22 protein-coding genes are annotated in these 21,078 nt (G+C 71.4%); 13 read left to right on the top strand and 9 right to left on the bottom strand.

Annotated elements, in window-relative coordinates:
- Positions 1 to 44 precede the first annotated feature (44 nt).
- On the bottom strand, positions 45 to 1,376 hold the full coding sequence (locus tag QNO14_RS00460; RefSeq protein ID WP_257506960.1) for an HNH endonuclease: 1,332 nt from the start codon (positions 1,374 to 1,376) through the stop codon (positions 45 to 47).
- Positions 1,377 to 1,569: 193 nt separating this feature from the next.
- Here QNO14_RS00460 and QNO14_RS00465 point away from each other — a divergent pair, with 193 nt between their 5' ends.
- Entirely contained in the window at positions 1,570 to 3,048 is a 1,479-nt protein-coding gene (locus QNO14_RS00465; RefSeq protein WP_257507027.1) for a DHA2 family efflux MFS transporter permease subunit, read from the top strand.
- On the opposite strand, the gene QNO14_RS00470 is transcribed toward QNO14_RS00465, so the two are convergent.
- The 3 genes from QNO14_RS00470 to purD form a co-directional block, all read right to left on the bottom strand.
- On the bottom strand, positions 3,045 to 3,560 hold the full coding sequence (locus QNO14_RS00470) for a nitroreductase family deazaflavin-dependent oxidoreductase (protein ID WP_257495298.1): 516 nt from the start codon (positions 3,558 to 3,560) through the stop codon (positions 3,045 to 3,047). The two genes, QNO14_RS00465 and QNO14_RS00470, sit on opposite strands and share 4 nt — an antisense overlap.
- A 119-nt stretch (positions 3,561 to 3,679) precedes the next feature.
- Positions 3,680 to 4,882, bottom strand: coding sequence for an L-2-hydroxyglutarate oxidase (lhgO, locus tag QNO14_RS00475; RefSeq protein ID WP_257506959.1), 1,203 nt, complete (start codon positions 4,880 to 4,882; stop codon positions 3,680 to 3,682).
- Between the two features lie 87 nt (positions 4,883 to 4,969).
- The gene (gene purD / locus QNO14_RS00480) at positions 4,970 to 6,241 is read right to left on the bottom strand and encodes a phosphoribosylamine--glycine ligase (protein WP_257506958.1); all 1,272 of its coding nucleotides are present in this window, start codon (positions 6,239 to 6,241) and stop codon (positions 4,970 to 4,972) included.
- 51 nt (positions 6,242 to 6,292) lie between these two features.
- On the opposite strand from purD, the gene QNO14_RS00485 reads away from it, so the two are divergent.
- Together QNO14_RS00485 and QNO14_RS00490 are read left to right on the top strand one after the other, a co-directional pair.
- Entirely contained in the window at positions 6,293 to 6,649 is a 357-nt protein-coding gene (locus tag QNO14_RS00485; RefSeq protein WP_257495301.1) for a sterol carrier family protein, read from the top strand.
- Positions 6,650 to 6,751: 102 nt separating this feature from the next.
- Positions 6,752 to 7,054 (top strand): potassium transporter Trk, encoded by a 303-nt coding sequence (locus QNO14_RS00490; protein WP_257506957.1) that lies wholly within the window; start codon positions 6,752 to 6,754, stop codon positions 7,052 to 7,054.
- Positions 7,055 to 7,064: 10 nt separating this feature from the next.
- On the opposite strand, the gene QNO14_RS00495 is transcribed toward QNO14_RS00490, so the two are convergent.
- Positions 7,065 to 7,673 (bottom strand): zinc-binding alcohol dehydrogenase, encoded by a 609-nt coding sequence (locus QNO14_RS00495; RefSeq protein WP_257495303.1) that lies wholly within the window; start codon positions 7,671 to 7,673, stop codon positions 7,065 to 7,067.
- 99 nt (positions 7,674 to 7,772) lie between these two features.
- On the opposite strand from QNO14_RS00495, the gene purM reads away from it, so the two are divergent.
- The 3 genes from purM to QNO14_RS00510 are packed head-to-tail and all read left to right on the top strand — an operon-like array spanning position 7,773 to position 11,608.
- Positions 7,773 to 8,891 carry a phosphoribosylformylglycinamidine cyclo-ligase gene (gene purM, locus QNO14_RS00500; RefSeq protein ID WP_257506956.1) on the top strand — a complete coding sequence of 373 codons (1,119 nt, stop codon included), beginning with the start codon at positions 7,773 to 7,775 and terminating at the stop codon, positions 8,889 to 8,891.
- A 6-nt stretch (positions 8,892 to 8,897) separates the two neighbouring features.
- A complete protein-coding gene (purF, locus tag QNO14_RS00505) occupies positions 8,898 to 10,358 on the top strand; it encodes an amidophosphoribosyltransferase (RefSeq protein WP_257506955.1) in 1,461 nt (486 codons plus the stop codon).
- The gene (locus tag QNO14_RS00510) at positions 10,355 to 11,608 is read left to right on the top strand and encodes an MFS transporter (RefSeq protein ID WP_257506954.1); all 1,254 of its coding nucleotides are present in this window, start codon (positions 10,355 to 10,357) and stop codon (positions 11,606 to 11,608) included. Before purF ends, QNO14_RS00510 begins: the two co-directional genes overlap by 4 nt.
- A gap of 6 nt (positions 11,609 to 11,614) precedes the next feature.
- Here QNO14_RS00510 and QNO14_RS00515 read toward each other — a convergent pair whose 3' ends face one another.
- A complete protein-coding gene (locus QNO14_RS00515) occupies positions 11,615 to 11,797 on the bottom strand; it encodes a DUF3073 domain-containing protein (protein WP_257495307.1) in 183 nt (60 codons plus the stop codon).
- Positions 11,798 to 11,938: 141 nt separating this feature from the next.
- On the opposite strand from QNO14_RS00515, the gene QNO14_RS00520 reads away from it, so the two are divergent.
- Positions 11,939 to 12,457, top strand: a complete 519-nt coding sequence (locus QNO14_RS00520) for a universal stress protein (RefSeq protein WP_257495308.1) — start codon at positions 11,939 to 11,941, stop codon at positions 12,455 to 12,457.
- Here the strand turns inward: QNO14_RS00520 and QNO14_RS00525 are convergent, their stop codons facing one another.
- Entirely contained in the window at positions 12,458 to 13,063 is a 606-nt protein-coding gene (locus QNO14_RS00525) for a PadR family transcriptional regulator (RefSeq protein ID WP_257495309.1), read from the bottom strand.
- Positions 13,063 to 13,926, bottom strand: a complete 864-nt coding sequence (locus QNO14_RS00530) for a DUF4097 family beta strand repeat-containing protein (protein ID WP_257506953.1) — start codon at positions 13,924 to 13,926, stop codon at positions 13,063 to 13,065. The genes QNO14_RS00525 and QNO14_RS00530 overlap by 1 nt, the downstream gene beginning before the upstream one ends.
- Before the next feature lie 166 nt (positions 13,927 to 14,092).
- On the opposite strand from QNO14_RS00530, the gene QNO14_RS00535 reads away from it, so the two are divergent.
- Positions 14,093 to 14,845, top strand: a complete 753-nt coding sequence (locus tag QNO14_RS00535; protein ID WP_257506952.1) for a MerR family transcriptional regulator — start codon at positions 14,093 to 14,095, stop codon at positions 14,843 to 14,845.
- A gap of 60 nt (positions 14,846 to 14,905) precedes the next feature.
- On the opposite strand, the gene QNO14_RS00540 is transcribed toward QNO14_RS00535, so the two are convergent.
- Positions 14,906 to 15,070: a hypothetical protein gene (locus QNO14_RS00540; protein WP_257495312.1), complete on the bottom strand. Its 165-nt coding sequence runs from the start codon at positions 15,068 to 15,070 to the stop codon at positions 14,906 to 14,908.
- A 216-nt stretch (positions 15,071 to 15,286) separates the two neighbouring features.
- Between QNO14_RS00540 and QNO14_RS00545 the strand changes: the two genes are divergently transcribed.
- From QNO14_RS00545 to QNO14_RS00565, 5 genes are all read left to right on the top strand, one after another.
- Positions 15,287 to 15,556 carry a Rho termination factor N-terminal domain-containing protein gene (locus QNO14_RS00545; protein ID WP_257495313.1) on the top strand — a complete coding sequence of 90 codons (270 nt, stop codon included), beginning with the start codon at positions 15,287 to 15,289 and terminating at the stop codon, positions 15,554 to 15,556.
- 2 nt (positions 15,557 to 15,558) lie between these two features.
- Complete coding sequence (locus QNO14_RS00550) at positions 15,559 to 16,530, top strand: DNA topoisomerase IB (protein WP_257495314.1); 972 nt, start codon at positions 15,559 to 15,561, stop codon at positions 16,528 to 16,530.
- 9 nt (positions 16,531 to 16,539) lie between these two features.
- Positions 16,540 to 16,953: a fluoride efflux transporter FluC gene (locus QNO14_RS00555; RefSeq protein WP_257506951.1), complete on the top strand. Its 414-nt coding sequence runs from the start codon at positions 16,540 to 16,542 to the stop codon at positions 16,951 to 16,953.
- Positions 16,950 to 17,327: a fluoride efflux transporter FluC gene (locus QNO14_RS00560; RefSeq protein WP_257506950.1), complete on the top strand. Its 378-nt coding sequence runs from the start codon at positions 16,950 to 16,952 to the stop codon at positions 17,325 to 17,327. The genes QNO14_RS00555 and QNO14_RS00560 overlap by 4 nt, the downstream gene beginning before the upstream one ends.
- 103 nt (positions 17,328 to 17,430) lie before the next feature.
- Complete coding sequence (locus tag QNO14_RS00565; protein WP_257506949.1) at positions 17,431 to 21,078, top strand: efflux RND transporter permease subunit; 3,648 nt, start codon at positions 17,431 to 17,433, stop codon at positions 21,076 to 21,078.

Below are 21,078 nucleotides of genomic sequence, written 5' to 3' on the forward strand. Positions count from 1 at the left end.
GCCCATTATCGACGGACGTAGGCCGCCGCTCGCACCGGGGGTCGTCAACTGGCGAGGTCGTAGCGATGTCGGCCACCGAGACGCGGGGTCTGCGCCGGATCAAGCCATACCGGTGGGACGAACCACACCTTCGCCCGTGTCCCCGCCCCCTCGACCTCGATGCTCCAGCCGTCGTCGTGGATGCGATGGTGGCATCCGACGCACAGGAGGATGCCGTTGCCGAGGTCGGTCGCCCCGCCGTCTCGTGCCCACCATCGGATGTGATGCACGACGCACCGCGCTGAGGGAGCGCCGCACGAGGCGCAGCCGCCGTCGCGTTCGCCCAGTGCCAGCTTCTGCGCCACGGTGAACAGCCGCCTGGCGCGTCCCCAGTCGAGGATGTCGCTGTCGCCACCGAGGACGCAGGGGATGATCTCCGCCTCGGCGGCCAGCCGTCGCGCCGCAGCGGCGGAGAGCGGGTGATCGATGCCGTCCACGGTCGCCGTTCCCACGCCGTCCCTGAGGGCGTCCAGATCCATCCGAACGATGACGGTGGCCGTGGGAAGGGTCGGCAGCTGCGTGCACCCGAGCGCGTGACGGCACACGTCGGCCAGGGCGTCCGCCTGCATCTGACGCACGCTGCGCCGGTCCTTCTCGACGTCGTCGGCGTGCTCGGTGCGGCGGAGGACCCCGGTGACGATCCCTTCGATGGCGGCCTTCACGGGCGCCGCCGTCTCGGCGTCGAGCTTCGCCGTCAGCACGACCATCCCGTCGCGCTGCTGGATCGTGAGGCTCCGCTCGCCGCGCCGCTCCGTCTCGCGCGGCTCGACGCCGTCCGGGTCGAGGTGGGCCTCGGCGTGGGCGAGCAGCGTGCCCAGCTGATCGGGGCGCAGGCCCGGCGCCATGGCGGAGAGCCGCTGTTCCATCGCGTCGAGGATTCCGGCATCGGCGCGCAGCGACACACGGTCCAGAAGGGTGATGATCGCGGATGCCGCCCACATGCCGAGCTCACCGGATGCCACGGCGGCGGCCACGTGACGGTGCTTGGCGGGAAGGCGCTCGCCGGAGAGCGTCACGCGCGGTGCGGTGGCTTCGCCGACCTGCACCAGGCGCACCGCGTCGGCGGCCGTCGAACCCGTCGTCGCCGAGATGAGCGCGGTGGGAGACCGGTGACCCTGCTTCTTCGCGAGCGAGTCCTTGCCCAGCTCGGCACGGGATTGGCGGGCGATCTCGGCGGCCACCGGGGCGAAGGCGGCATCCACCCTGCGGCGCAGGGCTCCGAAGGCGTCGTTCACCGCGATCAGCTCGCCTGGCGTCAGCGACGCGGGTGGCCTGTCTGCACCGGCAGCGACCAGCACGTCGAGTGCTGTGGCGATGTCTCGGAGTCCGTTCTCCATGGCGTTGAGTCTAGTACATATCTACGACACTGGGAAGAGTCGCGCGAGACACGACACCGATGGAATATCCACAGCCGCGGGACGGGAGCCACGCCCCGCTGTCGGTCGGCAGGCGTAGAGTCTCCCCGCACCGCGGCGACCGCGGAGAGAGGCTGACGGCGTGACCGAATCCGACATCCACGCTCGCCGGGACGTGGGGCGAGCTCCGACCCCGCCTGGCGCGAGCCCGTGGCCGGCGCTGTGGGCGCTGGTGATCGGCTTCTTCATGATCCTCGTCGACACGACGATCGTGTCGGTCGCCAATCCCGCGATCAAAGCGGCCCTCGATCCCGGCAGCGGCAACCTCGACAACGTCGTATGGGTGACCAGCGCCTACCTCCTCGCCTACGCCGTGCCGCTGCTGATCACGGGCCGGCTCGGCGACAGGTTCGGCCCGAAGAACATCTACCTGATCGGGCTGGCCGTCTTCACTCTGGCCTCGCTCGGGTGCGGGCTGTCGTCCACCCTCGACGGCCTCATCGCCTCCCGCGCGCTGCAGGGCATCGGCGCCTCCCTGATGACGCCTCAGACGATGGCCGTCATCACCCGCACCTTCCCCGCCGATCGCCGCGGGGCCGCGATGGGGCTGTGGGGCGCGACCTCGGGCGTGGCGATGCTGGTCGGCCCGCTCGCCGGTGGTGTTCTCGTGGACGGCCTGGGCTGGGAGTGGATCTTCTTCGTCAACCTCCCGGTGGGCGTCGTGGGGTTCGTGCTGGCATGGATGCTGGTGCCGAAGCTGCCGACCCATCCGCACCGGTTCGACATGCTCGGCGTGCTGCTCAGCGCCGTGGCCCTCTTCCTCATCGTCTTCGCGCTGCAAGAGGCGGAGCACTACGACTGGGGCGCCATCTGGGGTCCGGTGACGGTGTGGATGCTGCTGGTCGCGGGCCTGGTCGTGCTGGCGCTGTTCGTGGCCCAGCAGGCACGCACCCGCAGCGAGGCGCTCGTGCCGATGTCGCTGTTCCGCGACCGCAACTTCTCGGTGGCGGGCATCGGGATCACCGCCGTCGGGTTCATGGCGGCGAGCATGTCGCTGCCGTTCATGTTCTACCTGCAGCTCGCCCGGGGCCAGACGCCCACCGAGGCGGCGCTGCTGCTCGTGCCGACGGCGGTGGCCGCCGGCATCCTCTCGCCCCTGGCGGGACGCCTGCTGGACCGCACCGACCCGCGGTTGCTCCTCGTGCCCGGCATGATCGCGGTGGCGACCGCGCTCGTCTGGTACTCGTCGCTGATGACCCCCGACACCCCGACGTGGATGTTCCTCTTCCCCGCCGCCCTCATGGGCATCGGGCAGTCGGGGCTGTGGGGCCCGCTGGCAACGACCGCGACGCGCAACCTCGACCCGCGTCAGGCGGGAGCCGGCTCCGGTGTCTACAACACCATGCGCACGATCGGCTCGGTGCTCGGCTCCGCGGCGATCGCCGCCGTGATGCAGGGACGTCTCGAGGCCAACCTGCCGGGCATGGACGGGGCGGAGGCCGGCGCGGGCCTGGGCGCGGGGGCGCTGCCTCCGCAGGCCGTGGCGGGGTTCGCTGCGGCCATGGGCCAGGCGATCCTGCTGCCGGCGGGGGTGCTGCTCCTCGGCGTCGTCGCGGTGCTGTTCCTGCGGCGACCGGCGCCTGTGCCGCGCTAGAGGCGCCCGGTGAAGGGCGACGGCGTGGCGTCGGTCGTCAGCCGGAAGAGGCGCACGGTGCGCCCGGAGTCCCGCTCGTACTGCCGGTAGCCCGGCCACTGGGCTTCGATCAGCGCCCACGCGGCGTCGCGCTCGCCGTCGGGGATCGGTTCGGCGTGCACCCGGTACCGCCGGCCGCGGACGACCGCCTCGGCATCCGGATGCGCGCGCAGGTTCGCCGTCCAGGCGGGATGCCGCTCCCGCGCGAAGCTCGTGCCGGCGACGATCCCGCCGCCGTGGCCGTCGGGCGTGTACATCAGCTGCGTCTCGCGCGGCTGCCCGCTCTTCGCTCCCGTCGTCTGCAGGACGAGGGAGGGCACGAGGATCCCCGAGACGATCAGTCGACCGCCGGTGACGCGCTTCAGCGCCCGCTCGGCCACCGGCAGCGCCCGCGGGGCGATGCGGCGGAACGTCTTCGTGCGGGTGACCGGCGCCAGCGCGCGCCGCAACGTGGTCACAAGTCGGTTCGCCATGCCCCGAGCATGGCACCCGACGGGCCCGTGGGGGGCACCCCGGGCCGGTGACGATCGCGATGAGGTCGCAACTCCTCAAAAGACCCGCCGGGCCAGCTGAAACAGGCCGCCGCCGCGGGTTATCCCACCGGCGCCGACAGGTAGTGCTCCACCAGGTACTCGGCGATCGCGATCGAACTGGTCGCGGCGGGTGACGGCGCGTTGCGCAGCACGGTGACCGGGCCGACCTGGTCCACCGCGAAATCGTCGAGAAGCTCGCCTTTGCGCCCCCAGGCCTGCGCGCGGACGCCGGCGGCGGTCTTGCGGGTCAGGTCGCGCATCCGCAGCTCCGGCACGAAGCGGCGGGCCTTTCGGAACCACAGCGGCTTGACCAGCGAGCTGCTGATCTCGTCGACGCCCATGCGCCAGTGCTGCTTGGCGAGGGATGCCGCCCCCGGCCACCGCAGCGACTCCCACGTGTCCTTCGGGGAGATCTGCAGCCACGTGTATCCCTCCCGCGCGAGGGCGGGCACGGCGTTGGGGCCGACGTGGACGTTGTCGTAGACACCGCGGGTGAAGTGCACGCCCAGAAAGGGGAACCGCGGGTCCGGGACGGGGTAGATCATGCCGTTGACGAGGTCCGCGCGCTCCGGCGCGAGCTCCCAGTACTCGCCGCGGAAGGGGAGGATCTTCGGCGAGGGGTCCGCGCCGACGAGCCGGGCCACCACATCGGACTGCAGCCCGGCGCAGGCGATCACGCGGTCGAAGACGTGGTCCGACACGGGCGTGATGAGACGCACGGATCCGTTCTCGATCCGGATGCCGGTGACCTCATGCCCCAGGCGGATCTCACCGCCGGCGGCGCGGACGTCCTGCGCCATGGCTTCGGTGATGGTGGCGTAGTCGACGGCGGCGGTGTGCGGCGAGTGGACGGCGGCGACCCCCGCCACGTGGGGCTCGATCTCCCGAAGGCGGGCCGCGTCGTCGATGCGCACGAGATCGGGCACCCCGTTCGTGACGGAGCGGCGCTCGATCTCGGCCAGCGCGGGCAGTTCCGTCTCGTCCACGGCCACGACCAGCTTGCCGACCTCGCGGTACGGCAGGCCCTTCTCCTCGCAGAACTCCCGGATCGACACCCGGCCCGCCGCGCACAGCGTCGCTTTGAGCGACCCCGGCGCGTAGTAGAGCCCGGCGTGGACGACGCCGGAGTTGCGCCCGGTCTGGTGCTCCGCGAGCCGGGCTTCCTTCTCCAGCACGGTCACCGCCGCACCCCGTTGCGCCAACAGGCGCGCGAGCGCGACCCCGACGATTCCGCCCCCGATGATTCCTATGCGCTCTGCCACCCGATGCCCCCCGGCCATTCGACGATTCGCGCAACGATAACGCGAACCGCGCTCGACAGACGCGGGGGCGGGCGCTGATCCGAGGCGTCAGCCCTCGACGGCGCGCAGGGCGATGTCGGTGCGGTGGTGCGAACCCTCCAGCCCGATGCGCCCGAGCGCCTCGTACGCGCGCTCGCGGGCCTGGAAGAAGGTGTTGCCGAGGGCGACGACGTTGAGCACACGTCCGCCGGTGGCGATGAGCTCGCCGTCGCGTTCTGCGGTGGCGGCATGGGCCAGGTGCACGCCCTCGACGGATGCCGCGGCATCCAGCCCGGTGATCGCACGCCCGGTCACGGGCTCTGCCGGATAGCCCTCGCTGGCGAGCACCACGGTGACCGCCGCCGCCTCGGCGAAGGCCGGAGCGGGCTCGTCTTCGAGGTGGCCCGAGGCCGCGGCCATGAGCAGCGACGACAGCGGGGTCGCCAGCCGTGCCAGCACGACCTGCGTCTCGGGGTCGCCGAAGCGCGCGTTGAACTCGATCACCTTCACGCCTTCCTCGGTGAGGATGAGGCCGGCGTAGAGCAGGCCGATGAAGGGAGTGCCCTCGGCGTCGAGCTGGCGGATGACGGGCTGGGCGACGGTGCGCGTCACCTCGGCGACGAACTCCTCCTCGCCCCCGAAGGCGCCGGCGAGCCAGGGGAGCGGCGAGTACGCCCCCATGCCGCCGGTGTTGGGCCCGGCGTCGTCGTCGTGGGCGCGCTTGTAGTCCTGCGCGGGGGACAGCGGCACGACGCGGTCGCCGTCGGAGACGAAGAAGAGCGAGACCTCCGGCCCCGACAGGAACTCCTCCACGAGCACCGCTCCGCCCGGCAGGTAGGCCGCGGCGTGCTCGAGGGCGGCCGTGCGGTCCTCGGTGACGATGACGCCCTTGCCCGCGGCCAGGCCGTCGGCCTTCACCACGTGCGGTGACCCCAGCTCGTCGAGGGCCGCTTCCACCTCGGCGAGGGTGCGGGCCCGCACGGCGCGGCCGGTCGGCACGCCCGCGGCATCCATGATGCGCTTGGCGAACGTCTTGGAGCCCTCGAGCTGAGCCGCCGCCTTGCCCGGGCCGAAGGCCGGGATGCCGCGCTCGCGCAGCGCGTCGGCGACGCCCGCGACCAACGGCGCTTCGGGGCCGATGACCACGAGGTCGATGGCGTTCTCGTTGGCGTAGACCGTGACCGCACCGGAATCGGCCGGGTCGAGGTCGACGAGGGTGGCGTCGGCGCCGATGCCGGCGTTGCCGGGGGCGGCGAACAGCTCGTGCCCGGCCTCTTCGGCGCGCAGGGCGAGGATGATGGCGTGCTCGCGCGCGCCCGAACCGAGGACGAGGATCTTCACCGGGCCAGCCTAGCGAGAGGGGCTCGTCCGCCGCGGGAGTACCGTGGCCGCATGCCGCGAAAGATCAGCACCGACGCCGGACGCGCCGCGCTCGCCGCGCTCGCCGCAGCGCAGTCCCCGTCTCGCACCGACCGCGCGACGGCGGTGCGCTACCTGCTGCAGCTGCTGGCGGAGAAGGCACCGGGCAACTCCGTCGAGGTGCGGGTACCGCCCTTCGGGGCCGTGCAGGTGCTGGAGGGCCCGCGCCACACGCGCGGCACGCCGCCGAACGTCGTCGAGACCGACGCCGACACCTGGGTGGCCCTCGCCACGGGCGCCGAGAAATGGGCGGATGCCGCGGCGGCCGGCCGTATCCACGCCTCGGGGACGCGTGCCGACCTGTCGGCGCTGCTGCCGCTGCGCCCCTGAGCACCGGCCATCGCATCGCGGTCGCCCCGGCGGCCCGAGGCTCGTCCCGATCCCGATCCCGATCCCGATCCCGCTCCGGCCCTGCGGTGCGACAATGGAACCATGACCGAGACCGCACGCGTGCGCCGCACCCCCAAGTTCGCGGTGTTCATCGGGCTCGGTGCCGCCCTGGGTCTGCTGACGGCGCTGATCCTGACGTTCGCGTTCGACGGGGGGACCACCGAGCAGAGCGCCGCCACGGGCGTCGTCTACACCCCCACTCAGGTGTTCGGCTTCCTCGCCCTCTTCGGCGTGCCGATCGGCATCGCCGTCGGCGGCATCGTGGCGGTCATCCTCGACCGGGTGCTCGCGAAGCGCACCCGCGAGGTGCGGATCGAGCACGAGCACATCCGCACCCAGGACTGACGAACCGGGTTCAGGCCAGCTCGGCGATGATCGGGTGGATCGCCGCGTCGAAGGCGACGACGTCACCCCGCAGCCCGTCGGTGACGGCGATCGTGAGTGAGCCGATCCACCACACGCCGCGCTGGGCGAGGGGCAGCACCTGCACGTTCAGCTCGAACGAGTGGGCGCGGCGCCCGACCCGGCGCTCATGCTCGGCGATCGCCCCCGCGTAGGCCCGATACGACACGCGCGCACCGGCGGTGGCGTCGGCCCGATAGCGGCTGTGGGCGGAGTCGGCGTAGGCGACGGCGGCGCCGGCGTGCGGCATCATCGCGTCGCGCAGTTCGTCGAACCCCTCCGTCGGAAGGGCGGCCAGCAGGCCGAAGCCGTCCACGAGGTCAAGCGGAACGGGGGACGGGTGGGCGAGGGGCTCCACCGTCAGCGCCCAGAACTCCCGCCACTGCCGCTCGAGCGCGGCCTGGGACAGGTCGCTGCGCGCGACGGATGCCGCAGGCAGGTTCCGCAGCGGCGGAAGCTCGTCGGGCGAACGGATGCCGAGCAGCTGGCGCACGGCGAGGGCGACGAGAACCGTCGGGCTCGCGTCTTCGCGCACCACCCACTCCGGAGCCCCCGCGACCATGCGGCCATTGTAGGTGGCGGCCCGCCCGAGGGGCGGTTGGATCTCTGCAGGCAGCGTCATGCGCGCTGCCACCCCGCCGCGCGCCGGTAGGGTGGACGCGTGGCCTCTCCCTCCCACAATCCCTACGCCGCCGCCGGTGTCGACACCGCCGCGGGCGACCTCGCCGTCGAGCTGATGAAGGCGGCCGTGAAGCGCACGCACGGCCCGGAAGTGCTGGGCGGGGTGGGTGGTTTCGCCGGCCTGTTCGACGCCAGCGCGCTCACCGGGTACACCAAGCCCCTGCTGGCCACCAGCACCGACGGGGTCGGCACGAAGGTCGCCATCGCGCAGGCCATCGACAAGCACGACACCATCGGACTGGACCTCGTCGGCATGGTGGTCGACGACATCGTCGTGGTCGGCGCGAAGCCGCTGTTCATGACCGATTACATCGCCTGCGGAAAGGTCGTCCCCGACCGCATCGCCGACATCGTCAAGGGCATCGCGCTCGGCTGCGCGCAGACCGGCACGGCGCTCGTGGGTGGCGAGACGGCGGAGCACCCGGGGCTCCTGGGCATCAACGACTACGACGTCGCGGGCGCGGCAACCGGTGTCGTCGAAGCCGACCGCGTGCTGGGCGCCGAGCGGGTGCGCGCAGGCGACGTCGTGCTGGCCCTCGCCTCGAGCGGCCTGCACTCCAACGGCTACTCGCTCGTGCGCCACATCGTCGCCGGCGCCGGCATCGGATACGGCGACAACGCCGCCGACTTCGGCACCACGTGGGGCGAGGTGCTGCTGGAGCCCACGCGCCTGTACACGACGCCGCTGCTGCAGCTCGCCGCCGACTTCGGCGACGCGGTGCACTCCCTCAGCCACGTGACCGGCGGCGGCATCGCCGCGAACCTGGCACGGGTGCTGCCGGTGGGCACCTGGGTCGACGTCGATCGGGCCACGTGGAGCCCCCCGCCGGTCTTCCGCGTGCTGGCCGACCTCGGCGACCTCGACCTGACCGCCACCGAGGGCACCTGGAACCTCGGCGTCGGCTTCCTCGCCGTCGTGGCGGCAGAGCGAGCGGATGCCGCGGCATCCGCTCTCACCGCAGCGGGCATCCCCACCTGGCAGGTCGGCGTCGTGCACGACACCGCGCTCCCGGAGGGCGACTACGAACAGGGCGCCAAGGGCGTCGAAGGCGGCGCGGTGCGCCTGGTCGGCTCGTACCGCGAGCAGGGAGCGGAATAACACCCCATGTGCGGAATCGTCGGCATCGTCGGCCACGCCCTGGTCAATCAGGACATCTACGACTCCCTGCTGCTGCTGCAGCACCGCGGTCAGGACTCCACCGGCATCGCGACGGCGGAGCCCAGCGGCGTCGTGCACATGAACAAGCAGCGCGGCATGGTGCGCGAGGCCTTCCGCACCCGCGACATGCGCACCCTCCTCGGCACCATCGGCCTCGGCCACGTGCGCTACGCCACGAGGGGCACCGCCTCCAGCGAGGAAGAGGCGCAGCCGTTCTACGTCAACGCCCCCTACGGCATCGTGCTCGTGCACAACGGCAACCTCACCAACACCCGTGAGCTGAGCGAGGAGCTGTTCCGCACCGATCGGCGCCACCTCAACACCAGTTCCGACACCGAGCTGCTGGTGAACGTGCTCGCCAACGAGCTGCAGCAGACGATCCACGGCGACCGGCTGAGTCCCGACGACGTGTTCACCGCCGTCACCCGGTTGCACGAGCGCGTCGAGGGCTCGTATGCCGCCATCGCCCTCATCGCGGGCTACGGCCTGCTGGCCTTCCGCGACCCCTTCGGCATCCGCCCCCTCATCCTCGGGCGCCGGCGCACCGCAGCCGGGCAGGACGAGTGGATCGTCTCGAGCGAGTCGCTCGTGCTCGAGAACGGGGACTACGAGGTCGTGAGAGACGTGCTCCCCGGCGAGGCCGTCTTCATCGACCTCGACGGCGTGCTCCACTCCCGGGAGTGCGCAGCCGAGACGAAGCTCGCGCCCTGCTCGTTCGAGTACGTCTATCTCGCCCGCCCCGACTCGATCATGAACGGCATCGCCGTATACGAGTCCCGGCTGCGCATGGGCGAGCGCCTTGCCGACACGATCGCCAAGCACACCCCGGAGGGTTCGATCGACGTCGTCATGCCGATCCCGGACTCCGCCCGCCCTGCCGCCATGCAGGTCGCGCGCAAGCTGGGGCTCGAGTACCGCGAGGGGTTCTACAAGAACCGCTACGTCGGCCGCACGTTCATCATGCCCGGGCAGGCGGTGCGCAAGAAGAGCGTGCGCCAGAAGCTCAACGCCATGTCGAGCGAGTTCAAGGGCAAGAACGTGCTGCTCATCGACGACTCGATCGTGCGGGGGACGACCTCGAAGGAGATCATCCAGATGGCGCGGGATGCCGGCGCCAAGACGGTGACCTTCGCCTCGGCCGCCCCTCCGGTGCGCTATCCGCACGTCTACGGCATCAACATGCCGTCCCGTCACGAGCTGGTCGCGCACGGCCGCACGATCCCCGAGATCGCCGCGGAGCTGGGGTGCGACCGCCTCGTCTACCAGGAGGTGGAGGACCTCAAGGCCGCCATCCTGGAGGGGTCCGACCTCGACGATCTCGACATGAGCTGCTTCGACGGCCGCTATGTCACCGGGACGGTCTCGGACGAGTACCTCGCCTGGGTCGAGGGCACGCAGGTCTCTTGACGCGCTCCGCGGCGGAGGAGTCGTCGTTCCACCCGCTGCGGCCGGGCGGGGCGCTGGCTCTCGTGGGGATCGTGCTCTTCGCATTCTCGCTGCGCAGCGCCGTGGCCTCGCTGTCGCCGCTGGTCTCGCTCATCTCGCGCGATTTCACGCTGCCCGCGCCCCTGCTGGGGCTCATCGGCACCGCGCCGCCGGTGTGCTTCGCCGTCTTCGGGCTGCTCGCCCCGCGATTCGAGCGTCGGTTCGGGCTCGAGCGCGTGGCCGTGGCCGCGATCGTGGTGGTCGCCGTGGGTCTCGTGGCGCGAGGCTTCGCGGTCGATTCGCTCACGCTCCTCGCCGCCACCGCGCTGGTATTCGCGGGGGTGGGCGTCGGGAACATCCTGGTGCCGCCGCTGGTGAAGAAGTACTTCCCCCACCGGGTGGGGCTTCTCACCGCCGTCTACACCACGACGATGGCGGTCGCGACGTTCACCCCGCCGCTGGTCGCCGTTCCGTTCGCCGAACTCGCCGGCTGGCGCGTGTCGCTGGGAGCGTGGGCGGTGTTCGCCGTCGTGGCGACCGTGCCCTGGGTGCTCATGCTGGCGCGCGGCGCGCGGGTGCCACCGGGTGCCGACGGCGACGACGTGCCGGTGCCCACCGCCGGCCTGTTCGCCCGGCTGTGGCGACTGCCGCTCGCGTGGGCGCTGGCCGTCGCTTTCGCGGTGTCGTCCACGCTGGCCTACACGTCGTTCGGGTGGCTGCCGACCATCCTCATCGACGTTGCGGGCGTCACTCCGCAGGCGGCCGGGGCGCTGCTGTCGCTGTTCGCGCTGATGGGCCTGCCGGCGTCGATGGTCGTCCCGCTGCTGGTCGCGCGGCTGCGGGCGGAGCGCGTGCTGATCGCCGTGGCCGTGGGTGCAGGAGTCACGGGGCTGCTGGGCCTGCTGTTCGCGCCCGCCGCCGCCCCGGTGGTCTGGGTGGCGCTGCTCGGAGCGGCGCCGCTGCTGTTCCCGATGATCCTGGTGCTGCTCGGGCTGCGCACCCGCAGTCACGAGACGGCGGTCGCGCTCAGCGGGTTCGTGCAGAGCATCGGCTACGCGATCGCCGCGGTGTTCCCGTTCGCGATCGGACTGCTCCACGACGTCACGGGGGCCTGGACGGCGCCCCTGTGGGTTCTCGTGGGCGTGATCGTGGCCGCGATCCCCGCCGGCTACGTGATCACGCGCGCGCGCACGATCGAAGAGCACTGGGAAAGGCGGCACGGCCCCTGGTGAGGGGGCCTATGCCTTCTCGCCCTCGTACTCGTCGGTGTACTGGTCCGCCCACTTGTCGACGTATTCGTTCTGGTCATCGCCCGGGTGCCCCAGTTCACGCTCGAGCGCGGCGTAGTTCACGCTCGGGCTGAACGACTTGAGTTCCCTGGCGATCTTGGTGTGCTTCGCCTTTTGACGGCCACGCCCCATGCGAGACCCCCTCATTTGTCTGAGCCGCGGGCTGTGCGACTGAGCCCGACGTAATCACGATCCGGCGATCGCCGGGAAGAGTAGCATTCAGGGTACCACGGAGCCCCGTGCCCGGCCTGTGGGGGAAGGGGCGATGACGCCATGGCCGATGAGTCCGCGGATGCGACACCCGAACGCGCCGTCCTGGTGGGCGCGATTCCCGGGCAGCCGTCCCGCGTCCTGAAGGAGGCGGCCCGCTATGCCGGGCTGCTCGGGGCGCCACTCGTGGTCGTGCACGTGGACGTGACGCGGTTCGTGACCTATGAGGATCCGGACGGCTACGTCCACTCCGCCCCACTGGACCTCAACATCGCCACCGGCGAGGGCGACCTCGCTGCGGTGACCGCGGCTGCGACGGCCGCCCTGGCGGGCAGCGGGGTCGACTGGTGCGTGCGCCAGTTGGTCGGCGACCCGGCGCTGGCCATGAAGCACCTGGCCGACCGCACCGACGCGCGCCTCATCGTCGTGGGCACGCGCCGCCGCGGCATCGGCGAGTCGATCCGTGAGTTCTTCACCGGATCGGTCGCCGCGCGGCTGGCGCACCGGCAGCATCGCCCGATCCTCGTCGTTCCGCTGGACGAACCGGTTCGCGACGACGAGGAGCTCTGGCCCGAGGCCTGATCACTCACCCAGCGCGCGGGTGACGTCGCGGGCCACGGCGTCGAGCGAGGCGGTGAGGTCCTCGACGAGGTCCGGCGGCACCGCGCCGCCGCGGGCGACGTGCATGCGCAAGCTGCTGCGCACGCGTGAGCGGAAGTCGGTCAATGCGGCATCGGCACGATGCAGCTGCGCCCTGCTCTCCGCGCGGGAGTCGTCGACCGGCTCATGCGTCGCCGAGGCGCGGTCGGTCCGGGCGGCGGCGGCGAGGTCGGCGCGCAGGCTCCGCATGGCCTCGCGCACGTTGCCCCGCACCTCATCGGCGATGAGGCGCACGCTGTCGGCCAACCCCTCCTCGATCCCCTCGAGGTCTCCGGCGCGTGCGGTCACCTCGGCCCGGCCGGCGTCGGTGATCTCGTACACCGTCTTGCGACCGTCCGCGTACTTCGTGACCAGACCTTCCTCCTCGAGCTTCGCGAGTCGCGGATACACCGTGCCGGCGCTGGGGGTGTAGGTGCCCCCGGTGCGGTCGGAGAGCGCCTGAATGAGGTCGTAGCCGTGGCGCGGCCCCTCCGCGAGCAGATTCAGCAGGTACAGGCGCAGGTCGCCGTGCGAGAAGACGGGAGGCATCACCACTGCTCCGCGTCCGGAGCGGAGGACACCTCGTCGGCCGGGGCGGCCGTCGGGCGTCGCAGCACCGTGACGTCGCCCGAGACGGTGCGGGCGCGCACGTCGGCGAACGAACCGCTGAGTTCGCCGGTCGACCCGGTGAAGTTGACACCGACCCCGCCGCCGCCGGAGCGGGTGACGCCGTCGACGAGCACCGTGCCGCTCACGCTGCGCACCGCGTAGTTGGCGGCGACCTCGGGGTCGAGCCGCACCGTGGCGTTGCCGGCGACGGTGTTGATGGTGACGGCTTCGGTGGGACCGGTGGAGTCGATCATCATCGCCCCCGACACCGTGTCGACGGTGGCGGTGCGCAGCGACCCGGATGCCGCGATGTCACCGGATACGCTGTTGGCGCTGAGCGCGCCCACGAGGCCGCGGATCTGCGTGTCGCCCGACACCGCGTTGACGGAGAGGTCACCCTCGAAGCCGTCGACGATGATGTCGCCCGACACGGTGTTGAGTCGGGCGTCGGTCCGCAGCCCGCTGACCAGGGCGCTGGCGCTGACGACACCCAGGGTGAGGGCCACGGTCCGGGGGACGGCGACGCTGACCTCGGCCTTGGGGCCCCCGGCGCCGAAGTTGCGGAAGACCTGCACGAAGTTGTCCCACCGCAGCTGCGGGTGGTCGATCTCGAGCGCGCCGTCCGTCGCCTCGATGCGCAGATCCTTCACGGTGACGCCATGCACCTCGATGCGCACACCCGGCTCGTCGTGGGCCACGATGTCGACCTGCCCGCCGACCAGGCCCACCTTGAGCTGCCGTACGTCGGCGACATCGATCACGCGCGTCTCGCCGGGGTGGATGATCCACTTCTCGATGGCCATGTCTGCTCCTGGGTTCGGGGGCGCGATATATCGCGTTCGCGGCGAGGCTAACACGATATATCTCGATCCCGCCAGAGGTCCGCTCGTGCAGAATCCCCGGTTGCGGCGGGCTTGACCTTGACGCAGCGTCAACCCTTACCGTCGATGTGGAAGGGAGGAGCAGGTCATGGAGTGGTCCATTCAGGAGGTCGCCCGGCTCGCCGGCACCACCAGTCGCACGCTGCGGCACTACGACGACATCGGCCTCCTCGCCCCGTCGAGCGTCGGCTCGAACGGCTACCGCCGCTACGACGAGGCGGCACTGGTGCGACTGCAGCGCATCCTGCTGCTGCGGCAGTTGGGGCTCGGGCTCTCGGACATCGCCGACGTGCTGGCCCGCCAGGCGGACGAGCAGGAAGCGCTCGAGACGCACCTGGCGCTGCTGCGGCAGGAGCAGGGGAGGCTGACGCGGCAGATCGCGGCGGTCGCATCGACCATCGAGGTACTGAGAGGAGGTGAACAGCTCATGGCACAGGACATGTTCGACGGGTTCGACCACACGCAGTACGAATCCGAAGTGGTGGAGCGCTGGGGATCCGACGCGTATGCGCAGAGCGACACGTGGTGGCGGGGCCTCGACGCGGACGAGCGGGCGCAGTGGCAGCGCGAGACGTCACGTCTGGGTGCGGATTGGACGGATGCCGCGACGCGCGGCATCCCACCGGAATCCGACGAGGCGCAGCAGCTGGCGGCCCGTCACATCGCTTGGCTGACCGGCGTTCCCGGCGCGCCGACGGCGCCAGACCAGCTGAAGGGGTACGTGACCGGCCTCGGAGAGATGTACGTCGCGGACGCGCGGTTCGCGGCGAACTACGGCGGTCAGCCCGGCGCGGAGCTCGTGCGCGACGCGCTGCGCGTGTACGCGCAGCGCACGCTCTGACCCCGGAACGCCACGAGGGCCCGGCGCGATACGCGCCGGGCCCTCGTCTGGGGTGCTGCCTCAGACCTTCTTGTTGCCGCTGATCACGCGGAACAGGAATGCGATCAGTGCGATCACACCGACGATCAGGGCGACCCAGAGCAGCCAGCTGAGCGCTTCGGTGAGTCCACCGACGATGGCCAGCACAATGGCGACGACGATGATGATGAGAAGTGCGATGTTCATGGGGGCTCCTTGCTATGTCTCCCACCACCCACCGGGGAGCGGGTGTTGAGGCGCGGGTCAGCGCTCGACTTTACGCTAGCCACCCTGTGTGTTCGCCGACGAAGTCTTGACGAGCGCTTCGCGGGACTGCTAGAACGTGCGCGCGCCCGCTGTCAACCCCCTGCAGGCCGATCCGCCAGCCCCTACCGTCGAGGGACCCGCTGACGAGGAGGCGACATGCCGCAGGGCCGAGGAGCGAACAGTCTCAAGGATACCGAGCTGTACGAAGAGCTGCGCGAGGACGGAGCGTCGAAGCAGAAGGCCGCGCGCATCTCCAACGCCGCCGCCCGCGACGGTCGGGCGAGCGTCGGCAAGCGGGGTGGGTCGTCGGGCGATTACGACGACTGGACGGTCGCTGACCTCCGGGGCAGGGCGAAGGAGCTCGGGCTCTCGGGCTACTCCGGCAAGCGCAAGGCGGAGCTGATCGACATGCTCCGCAACCACTGACGGTGCCGCGCCTACGGCGCGTTCGGCCCGGGGTCGATCCCGGCATTCGGCGCGTGCGCTCGGGCAGGGGGTTCCGCTACGTGGATCACCAGGGCGAACCGTGCAGCGCGGAGGACCGGGAGCGCATCCTCGCGCTCGTGATCCCGCCGGCCTGGCGCGACGTGTGGATCAGTGCCGCCCCGAACGGGCACATCCAGGCGGTGGGTGTCGACGAGGCCGGGCGGAGCCAGTATCTGTACCACGCGGACTGGGCGCCCAAGCGAGACAAGGGCAAGTACGCCCGCGCCCTGCTGCTGGCCGAGGCGCTGCCGCGGGCACGCGGACGTGTCACCGCCGCGCTGCGCGGGGAGGGTCTCAGTCGTGAGCGTGTGCTGGCGGCGGCGTTCCGCCTCTTGGACCAGGCGGCGGTGCGCATCGGGTCGGAGAGGCATCTCGCGCGCACGGGCAACCGCGGGCTGACGACTCTGCAGCGCCGTCATGCGACCGTGGACGGATCCACTGTCACGCTGAGCTTTCCCGGCAAGAGCGGAAAGCGTCAGCTCATCGAGTTCGACGATGCAGACCTGGCTGCCGTGCTGACACTGCTGACCGCCGGGAGGGCCGGGTCGCCGCTGCTGTCCTGGGATCGCGGCCGACGACGCCAGCCGCTGACGCCGAAGGAGGTCAACGCCTACGTGCGCTCGCTCACCGGCGGCGACTTCACCGCCAAGGACTTCCGCACTCTGCGCGGCACGGTCATCGCGGCCGACACGCTCGCCCGCATCGGCACGGTGGACAAGAAGGGCGACCGCAAGCGCGCCGAAGTCCTCGCGGTGAAACGCGCCTCGAATGCGCTGGGGAACACCCCGACGGTGGCACGCGGCTCCTACATCGACCCGCGGGTCTTCCGTCGCTACCGGGCCGGAAAGCTGCTGGACACCTCCGTCTCGCCGGAGTCGGCGATCCGCGCGCTGATCCTGCAGAGCGTTCCCTAGCCTGAGCGCGTGGCACGGTTCTCGTGGGTGACGCTTGCACTGGTGATGCTCGGCGGCGCCCTGGGCGTCGCGGCCCGCGCGGCGCTCGTCGTGCCGTGGGGCCCCGATGTGCACCCGCTGGTGGTGCCGTGCGTGACGATGCTCGTCAACGTCAGCGGCTCTCTCGCGCTGGGCTGGCTCGTCGGCCGGCTCGGAGAGCGCCGGCCGCGGCTGCGGGCCTTCGCGGGCACGGGCGTGCTGGGCGGGTTCACCACCTACAGCGCCTTCGCGGTGCAGACGGTGGAGGTGTTCGGGGCGGCGCCCGTCACCGGAATGCTGCTGGCTGCCGTGACGATCGCCGGCGGTGCGGCGGCGGCCGCGTGGGGCCTGGTGATCGGGCGCAGGCAGGTGGCCGCGCGGCACGGGGTGGAGGCCACGGCATGAGCATGTGGGACCTGATCGCTCTCGTCACCGCCGGTGGGGTGGGCGCAGGAGCGCGCTATGCGGTGGATGCCGCGGTCATGCGTGGGCGCACCGACGCGTTTCCGCTCGGCATCCTGCTCGTCAACGTCTCGGGCTCCCTGGCGCTCGGGTTCGTGCTCGGGCTCGGCGCGCTCGTCTCGCCGGAGTGGGGGGCGATCATCGGGGTGGGTCTCCTGGGCGGTTTCACCACCTTCAGTGCCGTCAGCGTCGATGCGGTGCTGCTCGCCCAGCGCGGCAGAAGGGACTGGGCGCTGATCAACCTGGTCGCCACCGCCGCGCTCGCCGTGGTCGGCGCGGCGACCGGCATGGTCGTCGGGGGCCTCCTCCCGCAGTGACCGGCCCCGGATGCGCGTGGGATACTGAGACTCGATACATCCGCGTATCGGCCGCGCTCGCGGCATCCTGTAGCCCCGCACCCCACGCTCGCAAAGGCAGCCCGTGTCCAACCTCGCCGTCCTGAGCCTCAAGAACCGCGCGCTCATCGCCCTCGTGACCATTGTCGCGGCTGTCTTCGGTGGCCTCGCGCTGACGAACCTCAAGCAGGAACTGATCCCCTCGATCGAGTTCCCCGCGCTGTCGGTCGTCGCGACCTACCCGGGCGCCTCGCCCGAGGTCGTCTCCAACGACGTCTCCACCCCCATCGAGACGGCGATCCAGGGCGTGCCCGGCCTCGAGTCCACGACGGCGACGAGCACCACCAACGCGTCCATCATCCAGGCCTCGTTCGCCTACGGCACCGACCTCGCCACCGCCGAGCAGAAGATCGTGCAGGCGATCAACCGCATCGAGGGGCAGCTGCCCGAATCGGTCGATCCGCAGGTGTTCAGCCTCTCGATCGACGACCTCCCGGTGATCCAGCTCGCGGTGACCGGCTACGACGACGAGGCGGCGATCCAGGAGCTTCTGGAGTCGACGGTGATCCCCGACCTCGAGGATGTCGCCGGCGTGAACGCGGCCGAGGTCGTGGGTGGGGTCGGCCAGCGCATCACCATCACGCCCGACCAGGCGGCTCTCGCGCAGGCGGGCTTCAGCGAGCAGGCGATCCGCGACGCGCTCGACCAGAACGGCGTGCTGTTCCCCGGCGGCGGCATCACCGAAGCCGACAAGACCCTCACCGTGCAGACAGGGGCGAAGATCTCCTCCGTCGAGGAGATCGGGCAGCTGCCCCTCGTGCCCACCGAGGCCGACCAGTTCGGCGCCGACACCGTGACGATCGCGGACGTCGCCACCGTCGCCGAAGAGACCGACCCGCAGACCTCGATCTCGCGCGTGGACGGCGAGCCGGCACTGACCATCGCGGTCACGAAGCTCCCCGCCGCCAACACCGTCGACGTGTCCACGGGCGTGCTGGCTGCGCTCCCCGCCCTCGAAGAGGCGCTGGACGGCGCGGCGGAGTTCACCATCGTCTTCGACCAGGCCCCCTACATCCAGGAGTCCATCGCGGCGCTCGCGCAGGAGGGCCTGCTCGGCCTCGTCTTCGCCGTGCTCGTGATCCTGGTGTTCCTGCTGTCGGTGCGCTCCACTCTCGTGACCGCGATCTCGATCCCGACGAGCGTGCTCATCACGTTCATCGGCATCCAGGCGTTCGGCTACTCCCTGAACATCCTGACGCTCGGCGCGCTGACCATCGCCATCGGACGCGTCGTCGACGACTCGATCGTCGTGATCGAGAACATCAAGCGGCACTACGTCGGCACCGCGGACAAGATGCGCTCCATCGTGCTGGCGGTGCGCGAGGTGGCGGCGGCCATCACGGCATCCACCATCACGACCGTCGCGGTGTTCCTGCCGATCGCCTTCGTCGGCGACATGACGGGGGAGCTGTTCCGGCCCTTCGCCCTCACCGTGACGATCGCGATGACCGCCTCGCTCCTGGTCTCGCTGACGATCGTGCCGGTGCTGGCCTACTGGTTCCTGCGGCCGGGAAAGCAGCTGGTCGATGCCGAGGGGCGCGCGATCGACCCCGAGGACCCCGCCGCCCCGCCGTCGCGCCTGCAGAAGGCGTACCTGCCGGTGCTGCGGTGGACCCTGAAGCACTCCGCAGTCACCCTCCTGCTCGCCGTGCTGGTGCTCGCCGGCACGGTCGCGGCGGCGCCCTTCATGAAGACCAACTTCCTGGGCGACACCGGTCAGAACACCTTCACCATGACGCAGGATCTCGGTCCGGCCGCCTCGCTCGAGGCGAAGGACACCGCCGCGGCCACGGTCGAGCAGGCACTGCTCGAGGTCGACGGCGTGGAGACCGTGCAGGTGTCGATCGGCTCCAGCGGGTCGGCCCTCGCCGACGCGTTCTCGGGCGGCTCCAGCGGAGCGACCTACTCGATCACCACCGACCCCGACGCCGATCAGCTCGCCGTGCGCGAAGACGTGCTGGACGCGGTGGCAGGACTCGAAGGCGTCGGTGACGTCTCGGTGTCGGCCGCGGGCGGCTTCGGCTCCAGCGACATCGCCATCGACGTCACCGCGCCGGATCAGTCCACGCTGCAGGAGGCGACGGATGCCGTCGCTGCGGCGATCGAGGGGCGCGACGGTGTGCAGCAGGTCACGACGAACCTCGCGGCGTCGCTCCCCTACATCGCCGTGGTCGTCGACCGCGATGCCGCGGCCGCGCTGGGCCTGTCGGAAGTCTCGGTCGGCGCGCTGGTGTCGGGCACGATGCAGCCGCAGCAGCTGGGAACCGTCGAGATCGACGACAGCACGCTGACGGTCTACCTCGCGGCGTCCCAGACCCCGGCGACCCTCGACGAGCTGCGCGAGCTGCAGGTGCCCTCGGCCATCGGGCCGGTCGCGCTGTCGGAGATCGCGACCGTCGAAGAGAGCCAGGGTCCGACCTCCATCACGACGGAGGGCGGACAGCGCACCGCGACCGTCAACGTCACACCCTCCGGCGATGACCTCACCGCCGCGTCGGCGGTCGTCACCGAAGCCCTCGCCGACGCCGAACTCCCCGCATCGGCCGACGCCACGGTGGGAGGCGTGCTCAGCCAGCAGCAGGACGCGTTCTCGCAGCTGGGCCTCGCCCTGCTGGCGGCGATCCTCATCGTCTACATCGTGATGGTCGCGACCTTCAAGTCGCTGCGCCAGCCGCTGCTGCTGCTGGTGTCCGTGCCGTTCGCGGCGACCGGGGCCATCCTGCTGCAGATCGCGACCGGCGTGCCGCTGGGCGTGGCATCCCTCATCGGTGTGCTCATGCTCATCGGCATCGTGGTGACGAACGCGATCGTGCTCGTCGACCTCGTGAACCAGTACCGGATCAAGGGGCTGTCCGCACACGATGCGACCATTGCCGGCGGTGCACGACGCCTGCGCCCCATCCTGATGACGGCGCTGGCCACGATCTTCGCGCTCACCCCGATGGCGCTCGGTATCACCGGTCACGGCGGCTTCATCTCGCAGCCGCTCGCGATCGTGGTCATCGGCGGCCTCATCTCGTCGACCGTGCTGACGCTGCTGGTGCTGCCCACCCTGTACAACCTGGTCGAGGGCGCCGCCGAGCGCCGCAGGTCACGCCAGTCGGGCGGGCTCGTGCCCGCGACCGCTGCTGCCGGAGTCGCGGCTCAGCCGACGAGCCGGCGCGACCGTCGCGCGCGCGCCGCGGCGGACTCGCTTCCGGTGGTCATCCCCGACGCCACGGGCCCACTCGCATCCGCGCCGGCGGCCGTGCCCGCCGTGGCGGAGGTTCCTGACTCCGCCGAGACGGAGACTGCTGAGACGGCTGATCCCGCCGACCCAGCCGAGGCCGCCGCCGCCGAGCCCGCGCCTGCCCGCCCGGACGAGGCCCAGACGGCCCTGTCGGGCGACGGCGACGCTGTCGCCGCCGACGCTGTCGCCGCCGACGCTGTCGCCGCCGACGCTGTCGCCGCCGACGCGGTGACGGCGCCCTCGAACCCCGGTGACGCGCGCGGCGAGACAGCCGCCGCCGAGACCGCCCGGGACGCCGACGGCCTTCGGCTCTCAGCGCTCACGAAGGCCGTGCAGCCGGCCCGCGTGGGCGAGAAGGCCCCCGCGGATGCGGACGCGGGTGCGGAAGCCGAAGCCGAAGCCGAAGCAACGCCGGCGGACCAGCCGGAGGATGACCGCCGCTGA

Source organism: Microbacterium sp. zg-Y625 (assembly GCF_030246925.1).
Lineage (GTDB): Bacteria > Actinomycetota > Actinomycetes > Actinomycetales > Microbacteriaceae > Microbacterium > Microbacterium jiangjiandongii.